This is a genomic window from Natronococcus amylolyticus DSM 10524 (genome assembly GCF_000337675.1).
GTDB lineage: Archaea > Halobacteriota > Halobacteria > Halobacteriales > Natrialbaceae > Natronococcus > Natronococcus amylolyticus.
On record NZ_AOIB01000020.1, the window covers coordinates 99177 to 112009 of the forward strand.

The window sequence follows — 12833 nt, forward strand, 5'->3', positions numbered from 1 at the left end:
CCGTGCTGCAGCCGCATCCCGCTCCGTAGACGGGCCCGGTATCTTGATATACGATCGGGCCGAACGCTACGACGAACTGATAGCTTCAGGTGCGCCCGTCAAATGGATACCGACACCCCCTCCGTGCTGATCGTCGAGGCCGAGCCCGACCTCGCCGAGCTGTACGCCTCCTGGCTCGAGGACGCTTACCACGTCGAGACGGTCCGCGACGAGTCGGCGGTCGGTGCGGTCGTCGACGGGGGGTTCGATGTCGTCATTGTCGACTGTCACCGCCTGCCGGACGGGCCGAGCAGCGAGCTGTGCGATTCGATCAGCTCCCGGGGGATCGACAGCCAGGTTGTGGCCGTTACGGGAGTCGAACCCACTGTCGACCCCGAAGACGCGGCATTCGACGACTATCTCCTCAAGCCGATCTCGCGGGACGACCTCCGACACAGCGTCGAAAACCTGCTGTTGCGACGCACCTACGACGAGCAACTCGGCGCGTACTTCGAACTCGCCTCGAAGAAGGCATCCCTCGACGGACGGCTCAGCGAGGCCGAACTCCAGTCGAGCCAGGAGTACGCCGAGCTCGAGGATCGGATTGCGGTTCTTCGCACCAGGGTCAACGAGACGCGCTCGCAGCTCCTCGAGCGCGACCACAATCGGCGGCTCTATCGGGACGTCTCGTCGGCCCCCGACTGACCGCCCTCCTCGCTACACTCGAGCGTCGCGATCCCCGCGAGTTCGATCCGTCTTCTACCCCGGTCGTCGCGCCCGATAGCGGGTCGCCAGCCGTGAGCGCGGGCGATCGCCTCGAGGACCGCCAGCTCGAGCCCGCGGGTATCGTCGACCCGGTCTTTGGGCTGGGTCGCGTCGTCGCGAACGACGAGTCCGCGCGACTCGGACTCGAGCAGCCCGATCTCGACTGTCACGTTCGCGCCGTCGGCACGGGCCGCAATCTCGTCGAACGCCGACTCGAGGAGGTGGCCGAACCGCTCGCGGTCGGCCCGAAGCGTTGCCGGTTCCTCGAGGGTGACCGCGTTAGCGTCGAGTCGCGAGGACGCGACCGCCGACTCGATCGCGGCCCCCAGATCGATCCGGGATCGCGCGCCGACGGCGGAGGCCTCACGGGCGAGTTCGCGAACGTCGTCGACGAGCCGATCGGTTCGCTCGAGGGAGGCCTCGACCTCGGATTCGGCCAGCGGAAGCTCCCGGTCGTCGTCGGCGTCGAGGATCGAGGCCACCTGCTCGAGCTGGTGTTGCAGATCCCCCGAGAGGATCCGCGCGATCTCCTCGAGACGTTCGGTCTGGCGTTCGATCCGCTCGGTTCGCTCCCGAAGGACCCGTTCCCTGTCGGTTCGATCGAGCGCGGCGCGGGTGTTCTCGATCAGCGTCGAGAGCAACTCGACGTCGGTCTCGTCGAACGCTTCCGGTTCGAACGAGCCGGTCATGAGCACGCCGTGGGTACCGATCGGCGCGATGATCTCCGATCGCAGCGGCGTGTCGGGGTTGTACAGATCATCGACGGTTCGGAGGTCGTCGAAGCGCTCGATTTCGCCGTCCTCGAAGACGTCCCAGACGATCCCCTCGCCCGGTCGGAACCGGGGAAACCCCCCGAACTCGTCGTACGCCTCGGCCGTCCCGGCGACCGGCTCGAGGTAGCCCCGTTCCTCCTCGAGCAGCCAGACGCCGCTGATCGGCAGGTCGAGCAGGTCGCTGCCGGCGCGGACGGCGACGGCACAGATCTCCTCGGGGTCGTCGGCCTCGAGGAGCCAGCGGGTCACCTCGTGGAGGGATTCGACGACCCGTTCGTACTCGCGGCGATCGGTGACGTCCCTGACGACCGCCGCGGCGGTCGCGGTTCCGTCCCGCACCGGAACGATCCGCAGCTCGCCGATCCGTTCGCTCCCGTCGCCGTCGGTGATCGGGAGCTCGAACCGCCGCTGTCGGGCCAGTCCCGACTCGACGTCGCCGATGCCCCGGCGGATCGCCTCGCAGTCGTCCTCGCTGATGCCGGCGAGCTCGGCCAGCGTCTCGACGCGTTCACCGACGATCGAGCCGCGGTCGGCGTCTAGGAACTCGATCATCGCCCCGTTGACGGCGACGATCCGCCGGTTGCCGTCGATCGTCACGACGCCGTCGTCGATCGCCTCGATGACCGCGGCGTGGTGGTCGACGCTTCGGCGTCGGTCGTCGAGCTCGAGCACGAACGCGGAGAGCCCCTCCTCGGAAGGGTACGCTCGCAGCTCGAACCGCGCCTCGCGCTCGTGGTGATAGAACTCGAACGTCGTCGGAAGCTCGTCGTCGATCGTCCGGTAGAACGCCTCGGGGAACTGACTCTCGAGGGTTGCGGGAACTCCCTCCCGAACGGAACGACCCAGCAGCTCCTCGCTCGAGGCGTCGAACAGCGCCGCCGCCTCGTCGTTGAGGTAGGTAAATCGGAGCGACGCGTCGAGCGCGAAGACGCCGTCGGCGATCCGATCGGCGAACGGAACCGAGCGAACCGTCACGGCCGATCCCCCCGTCGGCTTCGTCCCCGGCCGCCGTCCCGAGCCGAACGGGTTTGGATTCCGATCATCGATACAAAAAACCGTTCGGGACGGGGGGATTTGAGTTCCGCGGCCGCACCTGCCACGTCGGGCCTACAGCGGGTTCTCGGTCCCGAGGTCGGCCTCAAGCGCTCGGTCGTAGACGAACCCCGCCGTCGCGGCGTCGAGCACTGCGGAGCCGACGCTCGCGGCGACGACGATATCGTCGGGCGACTCCCGGTCGAACTCCCCCGCGAGGACGCCACCGAGAGGCACCAGCTCCCGGTCGCCGTGTTCGCGAAGATCACCCGTCTCGGCCGCCTCCTCGGGAACGTCGGCGACGATCATCGCCGCGCGGTCGACCGTCATCGCGTCCAGCTCTCGCATCTCTGGCGTGTAGGCTCCGACCGCGACGACCAGTGTCCCCGCCGAAAGCGCCTCCCCCGGGAACACCGGCTCGGTGCTGGTCGTCGCCGTCACGACGACCGAGGCCTCCGCGACCGCCTCACGGGGCGTCCCGACCGCGCTCGCCGGAACGTCGATTTCGGCCTCGAGCTCCTCGGCGCAGGCGACCTTCGAGTCGCTCGGCGAGTACACCCGAATCGACTCGAGCCGGGAGCCCACTGCGGCCGCGATCGCCCGCGTCTGCCAGCGGGCCTGCGTCCCCGCGCCGATCACGCCCACCTCGACCGGTCCCGACGGCGCCAGCTCGCGGGCGGCGAGCCCCCCGATACAGCCCGTTCGGGCGCTGGTGATCCGGTTCGCGGCCATGTACGACAGCGGCTGACCGGTCTCGGCATCGGTGAGCGCGAGCTGGGCGGTGACCGTCGGCAGCCCGCGGTCGGGGTTGTCCGGACAGACCGTCGCCAGCTTCGTGACGGCGTAGGGCTCGCCGTGGATGTACGCGGGCATACAGAGCCCCGTCCCGGTCGGCTCCGTCGGGTCGTCGGGATCGAGCCCCGTCCCGATCGGGTAGTGGGGCCGCTCCGGGCGCTCGACCTCGCCCGCGTACTGCCTCTCGAAGGCCTCGGCGAGCACCGGAAGCAGCTCCTTGAGCTCGAGCACCGACGCCACGTCCGAATCGGAGAGTACGCGTACCATGTGCCGACTATCGTCGGCCCCCTACTTCATACGGACTGCTGTACGTCATCGACGGCACACTCGCGAGCGCGGCGGGAAACGACTGTATTCCCGGCCCCCGAAGGGAGCGTATGCACACCGTCATCGTCGGCGGCGGGATCGTCGGTACCGCGATCGCCGCCCGCCTCGGCCCGACCGACCGCGAGGTCACGCTGCTCGAGCGAGCCGAAATCGGCGAGGAGACGACGGCCGCCTCCGCGGGACTGCTGATGCGGACCGTCGTCGACCCCGGTCCGTTCGACCTCCGAATCCGGGAGCGCGCCCACGCCCGGTACCGGGAGCTCCGCGAGGACGGCGACCTCGAGGCCGATCGGATCGGGATCGTCTACGTCGCGGAAACTGCTGCGTTCGCCGACCGTCTCGCCGACTCCGCGAGGGCGCTTCGCGAGGCCGGAATCGACGCCTCGTTTCTCGAGCCCGACGAACTCGTCGGAGTCGGTATCGAGCCCGGCGGCCTCGAGGGCGGGCTCTACACGCCCGAGGACCGGGTCTGCGATCCCGCAGCCGTAGCGACCCTGTTCGCCGACCGCGCTCGGGTGGCGGGCGTCGACGTCCGGACCGGCGTTTCGGTCACGGACGTCGAGACTCGAGACGGCGCCGTGACGGCAATCGAGACGAACGAGGGTCGGCTCGCGGCCGATCGGGTGATCAACGCGACCGGTCCGTGGGCGCCGCAGCTGAACGACGCGGTCGGGATCGAACTCCCGCTGTGTCACACCCGCGGACCGATGCTCGCCGTCGAGACGGGCGAGCGCCTCGAGGGGCCGACGGCGATCTTCGAGTCGAAACGGTACGTCCGACCCACCGAGACGGGCGCCTGGCTCGGCGCCTACCGAACCGACTACGTCGAGGGCCAGCGCTACGATCTCGCGAACCGATCGATCTCCGCGTCGTTTCGCGACTTCGCCGGAGAGCTCGAGACGTTCGTCCCTGGCCTCGAGGGCGCGACTGTCGTCGACGACTGGGTCGGCTACCGAACCGTCACGCCCGACGGCCGCCCGCTCGTCGGCGAGACCGAAATCGACGGGTACCTCGTTGCAGTCGGCCTCAGCGGCCAGGGGATCACGCTGGCGCCCGCGGTCGCCGACGTCGTCCACGGGCTCCTCAAGGGCGACGTCGACCCCGAGTACCGGCGGCGACTCTCGCCGACCAGGTTCCGAGACTAACGACGACGAACGCTTATCCCGTCCCGTGCCAACGTACCCCGTATGCACACCGTCGTCGTCGGTGGCGGGATCGTGGGGCTCGCGAGCGCGCTCGAGCTCGCCGAGCGCGGGCTCGAGGTCGTCGTCTGCGAGAAGGGGTCGATCGGGAGCGGCAGCACCGAACGGGCCGCCGGCGGGATTCGGGCGCAGTTCTCGACGCCGACGAACGTCGAGCTCTCGCTCGCGAGCATGGCCGTCTGGAGCGCGTTCGAGGAGCGGTTCGACGTCGATATCGACTACCGACGGAACGGCTACCTGTTTCTCGCTCGAACCGACGAGACCACCGCAGCCCTCGAGACGGCCGTCGAGATGCAGAACGAACGGGGGGTGCCGAGTGAGGTGCTCGAGCCCGAGGCTGCCCGCGAGCGCTGTCCGGGGATCGATTCCCAAAAATTCGTGGCAGCGACATACTCACCGACCGACGGCTTCGCGGACCCCCATCTCGCGCTGCAGGCCTACGCCCGAGCCGCTGGCGACGCGGGCGTCGACGTCAGGACGGGAACGCCCGTCACCGACGTCCTGCGCGAGGACGACGGAACCGAATCGGGCGGACGCATCGTCGGCGTCGAGACGCCCGACGCCCCCCTCGAGGCCGAGTACGTCGTCAACGCCGCGGGGCCGTGGGCGCGTCGGGTCGCCGCGATGGCCGACGTCGACTTGCCGATCGCGCCCAAGCGACGCCAGATGATGGTCGTCGACTCCGAGACGCCCGTTCCCGAGAGCGATCCGCTGACGGTCGACCTCGAGACGGGCACCTACTTCCGGCCCGAACGCGACGGCGAGGCGCTGGTCGGGGGTCACCTCGCGGGCGACGATCCGGACCGGGACCCCGACGGCTACGACCGCGGGATCGACTTCGACTGGGCGGCTGATGTCCTCGAGACTGCGTCCGAGTGGGCGACCTACTTCGGGCCAGAGTCCCGGATCAAACGGGGGTGGGCGGGGCTGTACGCCGTCACCCCCGACGACAACGCCGTCCTCGAGGAGACGGTCCCCGGCCTGATCACGGCCGCGGGCTTCTCGGGCCACGGCTTCCAGCACGCCCCCGCGACGGGGCGGCTCGTCGCCGAGTTGATCGCCGACGGCGAGGCCTCGCTAGTCGATATCGGGGCGCTCTCGAGCGATCGGTTCGGGACCGAGCGCGAACGACTCGAGCGGAACGTCGTCTGAGCGTCGAGGGGATGAACGGTGTGCGCTGGAACGCGATTCGCAGTTCGCTCCGGAAAGCACTTGCACTCGTATCATACTGATTTTATCATGCTCGGTGATACGGTCACTACCGGCGGTTACAGCGCAATGCAGGCGGTAGGGATGGGCGTCGCCGTCCTGGCGATCGTCGGCACGCTCGTCCTGTCGCTTCTGGGGCTCTCGGGTGGCGCCCTCGGTGCCTCGTTCATCCTTCTCTGGACGGGCCTGATGGTGCTGGCGTGGCCGTTGTTCAAGAAGGCCCATCCGCGAGAGGGCTCGAGCGCTCGGAAGTAACGTCTGTCCCCTACTACACCGCTCTTCACGGTCGATACGTGGAGACGCGTATGGAACGTTTGGACTCGAGTCTGCAGCTCTGACTGACCACCGCTGGGTGGGACTGAAAGGGACCAGGGGCTTTCGCGGTAATACCGACGAGTAGCAGTCCTGCTCGCACGAACACAGGGGATCGGCCACGTCCTCCCCAGCCGACTCACTCGCTTGTGGGCTCACGGCCGTTGGCCGTTCGCCTGTCCGCGGCGCTACGCGCCGCGCTCCGCTCGTTCATCCCTCGCGCGGCATCATTGACCGCCCTCGCTTTCGCTCGGTCGGTCGACAGCGCACGCCACCGCAGGAAGAACAATCGGACCGAACTGATACATGGTCCGCCTATATATCGAATTCGAGTGACAGCGTAGTCGATACGAGATCTGTTCGATGAGGATCTCGCTAGAAAAAATGCCCGAAGTAGACGTCCGTCTCCGGAAAGAGCGTCTCGAGCGACCCCACTGTCCCACTGTCAGCCTCGAGTCGACCCGCGTACGCGAGGTCGCTCGCCGAGCGGGCGCCGACGGCAAGCTGCGAGAGCGCGCCGACGTCGAGAGTCGCGTCGGGCTCGCCGTCCGGGTCGTCGGCTCGCTCGCAGGTCACGATTCCGTCTGCCGTCTCGAGGACGAACCGATCGTCGTTCCAGTCGGCCAGCGGGTCCGCGACCTCGAGCGTTAGCGCCGCATCGACCTCGCTCGCTGTCAGCGCGGGGAGCCCCTCGGCGACGTCGACGAGCCGGACCATCGGGCCGTTCTCGACGGTCGTCTCGATCTCGTCGGGCTCGAGTGCGAGCTCCCGGACGGGGACCGCCTCGGAGACCCGCAGCTCCACGCGCTCGACCTGCGAGTCGTGGTCGGCACAGAAGGCAAACAGCGCGAGCAGCGCCTCGCCGTCGACCGCCGCCAGCTCCGAAACCTGCATCGTCCGCGCGCCGTCGTCGCGTTCGATGCGGTAGACGAGGTATCCCGCGGGCTCGCCGTCGCGCTCGTAGACGTAGACGAACGGATCGGCGTCGTGGCCCGCGAAGATCCGGTGGCGCCACCACGCCTCGTCGCGCTCGAGCGCCAGGCCCTCGCGCGCGGCGTCGTACACCGGCTCGAGGACGTCGTACTCGTCGGCCCCGAGGGAGCGGAACGAGCCCTCGTCTGCGCCCCTGGCGAACGCGAACACGTCGGGCGACGCGGCGTGGGTGACGATCCGGTTGGCGGTCTCCCAACCGTACTTCCGGTAGAAGCGGTACTGGAACGGCCAGAGGATCGAGAGGCGGTCGCCCCGATCGCGGTACTCCTCGAGCGAGCCCGCCAGCAACTCGCGGACGTTGCCCTCGCGGCGGAACTCGGGAGGTGTTGCGACCGACGCCAGCCCAGCCACCGGATAGGTGTCGTCCCGGACGCGGGCCTCGAGCCAGTAGTGACGGCAGACGGTTCGCGGTCGGTCGTCGCCCGCTACGAAGACACCGCGGCGAGCGCCCCGCGTCGACCGGGGATCCTCGTGCTCGTCGGGATCGTAGGATGGGACGCCCCCCTCGGGCCTGAACGCGTAGCTGCGGTACTCGTGGAAGCGCTCCCGTTCGTCCGGGATCGGACGGTAGTCGGCCATACGAACGACCGCGTCGCCGGCGAAAAAGAAGGTTCTGGAGCGGGCCTACGTGTTGTTCTCGACGAACGATTCGATACGGGCCAGGGCCTTCCGGAGATCCTCGAGCCCCGTCGCGTAGGAGATCCGGAGGTGGCCCTCCCCGCCGGGGCCGAAGACGTCGCCGGGGACGACGGCGACCCCTTCCTCGCGCAGCACTCCCTCGGCGAACTCCTCGGCGGTCCAGCCCTCGGGCACCTCGGGGAAGCAGTAGAAGGCGCCCTTGGCCTCGAAGACGTCCATCCCGATCTCCCGAAAGCGCGAGAGGACGAACCGACGTCGGCGGTCGTACTGGTCGACCATGTCGCGAACATCGTTCTCACAGGACTCGAGGGCCTCGAGCGCGGCGTGCTGGGCGGTCGTCGGCGCCGACAGCATCGTGTACTGGTGGATCTTGTTCATCGCACCGATCGCCTCGCTCGGTCCGAGCGCGTAGCCCAGTCGGAGCCCGGTCATCGCGTGGGCCTTCGAGAACCCGTTGAAGACGATCGTTCGCTCGCGCATCCCGGGCAGGGTCGCGATCGAGGTGTGGTCTCCATCGTACGTCAACTCGGCGTAGATCTCGTCGGAGAACACCGTCAGATCGTGTTCGCGGACGAACTCGGCGATCGGCTCGAGATCGCTCTCGCGCATGATCGCCCCCGTCGGGTTGTTCGGGTAACAGAGCACGAGGACGTCGGCCTCGTCGGCGCCCGCCGCCTCGAGGGCGTCGACGGTGAGCCGAAAGTCGTCCGTCTCTTTCGTCGGCACCGACAGCACCTCGCCGCCGGCGAAGATCACGCCGGGTTCGTAGGAGATGTATGAAGGCTGGGCGACGGCGACGGTGTCGCCGGGATCGACGAAGGCTCGAAAGGCCAGGTCGACGGCCTCGCTCGCGCCCGCAGTGACGAGGATCTCCTCGGCCGGATCGTACTCGAGGTCGAACCGGTCGGCGACGTACTCGTCGATAGCCTCGCGGAGTTCCCTCGTCCCGCGGTTTGCGGTGTAGGAGGTCCGCCCCCGCTCGAGGGAGGCGATGGCGGCGTCGCGGGCGGCCCACGGCGTCGAGAAGTCGGGCTCGCCGACGCCGAGCGAGATGACGTCGTCGCGCTCCTCGGCGATCTCGAAGAAGCGCCGGATACCCGACGGCGGGACGGTCTGGACTCGCTCGGAGAGTTCGAACGTCATGGCGAGAACGAGAGCCGGTCGTCCTCCTCGCCGTCGCCGAACTCGATCCCGTTCTCCTTGTAGGAGGTCATCACGTAGTGGGTGACCGTCTGCGTGATCTCGGGGACGGGAGCGACCTTCTCGCTGACGAACTGTGAGACCTCCCGGATCGACTCGCCCTCGACCTCCATGTCGAAGTCGTAGTCCCCGCTGACCAGCCGCAGGGCGGTCACCTCGGGGAACCGTGCGAGGCGCTCGGCGATCTCGCCGTAGCCGGTCTCGCGGTCGAGGTGGACGTTGAGTTCGACCTCGGCCCGGACGCGCTCGTCCTCGAGTTTGTCCCAGTCGACGACGGCCTGGTAGCCACGAACTACGCCCGCCGCCTCGAGTTCCTGGATGGTCTCCTCGACCTCGCGCTCCTCGAGGTCGGTCATTCGCGCGATGTCGTCGGCCGAGTACCGCGCGTTCTCACGGAGCAACTCGAGCACCTCGCGTTCGCTCATATCCCTCCCAAGCGCGAGGGTGAAGTAAAACGTTGTCCATCCCCGGTTTTTTGCGTTCGGCGAGGCCCGGACGAGCCGGCGGAGTCGTCGCCCTACCGATAGTTCTTGAACAGCAGCGCGCGAACGTCGTCTTTCGTCTGGACCGTCTCGACCGAGCCGCCTGGGAGCGTGACCGCGTACCTCGCCTCGCCCGACGGCGCCTCCTCCCACTTGTCGTCGTGGGTCCGAAGGAGGTTCATCATCTCGTCTAACATCTCGTCGTCGTTAGCGGCGCCGTCCGCTCCGTCGCCGAGCAGTTCGGGGTCGTCCTCGCCGTCGGCTCCGTCGCCAGGCGGTTCGGAGTCGTGGTCGCCGGAATCGCCGTCGGCCGGCACGCCTGGCGTTCCCGCGAGCCCCTCGTCAGCGGAGGTGGCCGTGTCGTCGGCTTTCCGGTCGACGGACGGTCCCGGTTTCGCGTCGCCGTCGCCGGTGATCGGTTCGTCGGAGTCGACGGCGGAGGCATCCCGGCTCTCGGCGGGTTGGCCGTCGCGTCCCTCGTTGACCGACTCCGCCTCGTCGTACGAGACCGTCTGCAGGTCCGCGTCGTCGGCAGCAGTGACGTCCTCGCTCACCTCCACGTCGTCGCCCGCGGTTCCGGGTTCGAGCTCGAGTTCGTCGTGAAGGTTGTCGATCAGGAACTGCACGGCGTCGCGTTCCCGGACGTGGCCGTACTTGCCGACGACGTGGTCGCCGATCTCCTCGCGTAGCTGCTGGACGATCGCGTACTGGTCGTCGGTTACCTCGAATGTCTTCATACCGAACCAGTCACCCCGCTGGTACAAATATATTCCTGGAACTTCAGTGCAGAATACTATAACGTAAGGGGCACGGCGTTCGCGAGGAGACGGCCGTTCCCGACGCGGTGACGGCGACTCGACAGCAGACGGCGTATCCTATAAGGGCGAATGGCTGTTACGTTCGGGTATGGCACTCCAGTCCGATTCCGAACTCGAGGCCGGTGACGTTGCCCCCGACTTCGAACTCGAGGGCGCGGACGGCGAGACGCACGCGCTCGAGGAGTTCGCCGACAGCGAGGCGCTGCTCGTCGTTTTCACCTGCAACCACTGTCCGTACGCGGAGGCGAAGTTCGACCTGCTGAACGAGCTGGCCGACGAGTACGACGACGTCTCGGTCGTCGGGATCAATCCCAACGACGCCGAGGAGTACCCCGAGGACTCCCTCGAGAAGATGCGCGAGTACGTCGCCGACGGTCGCATCGCCTACGACGCCTACCTCCGCGACGAGAGCCAGGACGTCGCCCGAACCTACGGTGCGGTCTGTACGCCGGATCCGTTCCTGTTCAGCCGCGAGGACGGTACGTTCCGGCTGGTCTACCAGGGCCGACTCGACGACGCGTTGAATCCCGAGGACGAGCCGACCCGATTCCATATCCGTGAGGCCATCGAGAGCGTCCTCGCCGACGAGGAGGTCGACCTCGAGTGGCAGCCCTCCCAGGGCTGTTCGATCAAGTGGACCGACGACGCATAGGACCGAAACCGTCGGTGAACGACTCCGGACGATCCGACCGCCGCCGGACCACAAGAGATTCGTGTCCGGACCACCGTTCGTCTGACAGACTCCGCTCGCATGGCCGTCGATCCCTCCCTCCTTCCGTCGTCGCTCCCGCTCGACCTCGTGCTCCAGCCCGACGTCGTCGAGTGGATCCAGGAGACCTACCTCGACACGCTCGGTCCGAAACTGCTTGCGACGGCTCTGCTTCTCGTGCTGATTCTGATCGGCGCCGCAAGCGCCTCTCGGGTCTACGACGCGCTCCGCCAGCGATACGGGCCGAAGCTCGGCGAGGTCGTCTCGCTTCTCATCCTCGGTATCGTTACCATGGTCGTCGTCTACAGCTTCAGCGCGATCTGGGAGGTGCTGTTCGTCCTCGAGTTCACCCTCCAGGCGGCGACGATCGACCGGTGGGAGGCCGCCCAGCAGATCATCACGCTCGGCATCGCGGCCACCGCGTATCTGGCGATCCGGTTCGTCAATCGCTCGATCGACACGCTCGCGGAGACGAGCGCGGTTACGAAACACCAGAGCGAGGTCGCCCACCACGTCGCCGACGTCGCGATCATCGCCGCGGCGGCGACGGTGATCCTCTCGCTGTGGGGGATCAACCTCACGAACATCTTCCTCGGCGCGGGGGCGATCACGGCGATCGTCGCACTGACCGCCCGTGAGACGCTGGCGGCGATGCTCGCGGGCTTCGTCCTGCTGTTCTCACGTCCGTTCCACGTCGGCGACTGGATCGAGGTCAACGAAACCAGCGGAATCGTTACCGACGTCACGATATTTACGACCAAGATCCAGACATTCGACGATAAACACGTCCTCGTCCCCAACGACGAGGTGACGAGCAGTCAGCTGACGAACTACTCGCGGAACAACCAGCTCCGCGTCGAGGTCGAGGTCGGCGTCGACTACGACGCCGACGTCTCACGGGCTCGAGAGATCATCGTCGAGGCGGTCGACGACCTCGAGATGATCAAGAGTTCGCCGAACCCCCAGGTCGTCACGAAGGCGTTCGGCGACTCCTCGATCCTGCTCGAGTGTCACGTCTGGATCGGGAACCCGACGAAGCGCCGCACCCACGACGCCCGCACCGCGGTCATCGAGGCCGTTGCGGACGCGTTCGACCGAGAGGGGATCTCGATCCCCTACCCCCATCGCGTTCACTCCCCGCGCGGGGACGGGTTCCGGATCGAGAGCGGGACTCGCGAGGAGGCGGGACTCTCGACGACCGACGACTGAGGCCCCTGCCCGGTCGCCGTCACGGACCATCCGTCTCGGATCGTTTGGCGTCGCGTGCCGGTCGATTTGTCTCGGAACTTGGATCGGATAAGCACCCCATCCGGCCGGAAAAGCGCTACTCGACGCGGATCTCGCCTTCCATGCTGCCGTGGGGCCGACACCGGTAGGCGGCCATCTCTTCGGTGGCCGTGATCGTGAGGATCTGGTCGTCGCCGGGGTCGTCGGTGAGGTCGGTCTCGTAATCGTCGACGACGTCACCGTCCTCGTCCCAGATCTCGATATTGTGCCGGACGCCGTCTCCCTCCGGCCAGCCGATTTCGTACTCTTCTCCCTCCTCGAGGATCAGCGTCGGGTTCTGCTCGCCCTCGATCGCTTCGGGCTCGATACCG

General features: G+C 67.7%; 13 protein-coding genes. 6 read left to right on the plus strand and 7 right to left on the minus strand.

Annotated features, from left to right (window positions below):
* The first annotated feature begins 102 nt into the window (after nt 1-102).
* Complete coding sequence (locus C491_RS08845; protein WP_005555344.1) at nt 103-684, plus strand: response regulator transcription factor; 582 nt, start codon at nt 103-105, stop codon at nt 682-684.
* Here C491_RS08845 and C491_RS08850 read toward each other — a convergent pair.
* Together C491_RS08850 and C491_RS08855 are read right to left on the minus strand one after the other, a co-directional pair.
* Nucleotides 654-2492 (minus strand): sensor histidine kinase, encoded by a 1839-nt coding sequence (locus C491_RS08850; RefSeq protein WP_005555346.1) that lies wholly within the window; start codon nt 2490-2492, stop codon nt 654-656. The two genes, C491_RS08845 and C491_RS08850, sit on opposite strands and share 31 nt — an antisense overlap.
* Nucleotides 2493-2624: 132 nt before the next feature.
* On the minus strand, nt 2625-3611 hold the full coding sequence (locus tag C491_RS08855; protein ID WP_005555348.1) for an ornithine cyclodeaminase family protein: 987 nt from the start codon (nt 3609-3611) through the stop codon (nt 2625-2627).
* 110 nt (nt 3612-3721) lie between these two features.
* Between C491_RS08855 and C491_RS08860 the strand changes: the two genes are divergently transcribed.
* The 3 genes from C491_RS08860 (at nt 3722) to C491_RS08870 (ending at nt 6337) form a co-directional block, all read left to right on the plus strand.
* Entirely contained in the window at nt 3722-4816 is a 1095-nt protein-coding gene (locus C491_RS08860; protein ID WP_005555351.1) for an NAD(P)/FAD-dependent oxidoreductase, read from the plus strand.
* Between the two features lie 42 nt (nt 4817-4858).
* The gene (locus C491_RS08865; protein ID WP_005555353.1) at nt 4859-6025 is read left to right on the plus strand and encodes an NAD(P)/FAD-dependent oxidoreductase; all 1167 of its coding nucleotides are present in this window, start codon (nt 4859-4861) and stop codon (nt 6023-6025) included.
* A gap of 87 nt (nt 6026-6112) precedes the next feature.
* Entirely contained in the window at nt 6113-6337 is a 225-nt protein-coding gene (locus C491_RS08870) for a hypothetical protein (protein WP_005555355.1), read from the plus strand.
* 432 nt (nt 6338-6769) lie between these two features.
* Here C491_RS08870 and C491_RS08875 read toward each other — a convergent pair whose 3' ends face one another.
* The 4 genes from C491_RS08875 to C491_RS08890 form a co-directional block, all read right to left on the minus strand.
* Complete coding sequence (locus C491_RS08875) at nt 6770-7966, minus strand: GNAT family N-acetyltransferase (protein WP_005555356.1); 1197 nt, start codon at nt 7964-7966, stop codon at nt 6770-6772.
* A gap of 45 nt (nt 7967-8011) precedes the next feature.
* Nucleotides 8012-9169 (minus strand): pyridoxal phosphate-dependent aminotransferase, encoded by a 1158-nt coding sequence (locus C491_RS08880; protein WP_005555358.1) that lies wholly within the window; start codon nt 9167-9169, stop codon nt 8012-8014.
* Nucleotides 9166-9651 carry an Lrp/AsnC family transcriptional regulator gene (locus C491_RS08885; protein ID WP_005555360.1) on the minus strand — a complete coding sequence of 162 codons (486 nt, stop codon included), beginning with the start codon at nt 9649-9651 and terminating at the stop codon, nt 9166-9168. The genes C491_RS08880 and C491_RS08885 overlap by 4 nt, the downstream gene beginning before the upstream one ends.
* Nucleotides 9652-9743: 92 nt before the next feature.
* Complete coding sequence (locus C491_RS08890) at nt 9744-10445, minus strand: hypothetical protein (RefSeq protein ID WP_005555362.1); 702 nt, start codon at nt 10443-10445, stop codon at nt 9744-9746.
* Nucleotides 10446-10614: 169 nt separating this feature from the next.
* Between C491_RS08890 and C491_RS08895 the strand changes: the two genes are divergently transcribed.
* Both C491_RS08895 and C491_RS08900 read left to right on the plus strand, forming a co-directional pair.
* Entirely contained in the window at nt 10615-11178 is a 564-nt protein-coding gene (locus C491_RS08895) for a thioredoxin family protein (RefSeq protein WP_005555364.1), read from the plus strand.
* A 99-nt stretch (nt 11179-11277) separates the two neighbouring features.
* Nucleotides 11278-12444, plus strand: coding sequence for a mechanosensitive ion channel family protein (locus C491_RS08900; protein ID WP_005555366.1), 1167 nt, complete (start codon nt 11278-11280; stop codon nt 12442-12444).
* A gap of 115 nt (nt 12445-12559) precedes the next feature.
* Here C491_RS08900 and C491_RS08905 read toward each other — a convergent pair.
* A partial coding sequence (locus C491_RS08905) for a cupredoxin domain-containing protein (protein ID WP_005555368.1) occupies nt 12560-12833 on the minus strand: 274 nt, incomplete at its 5' end.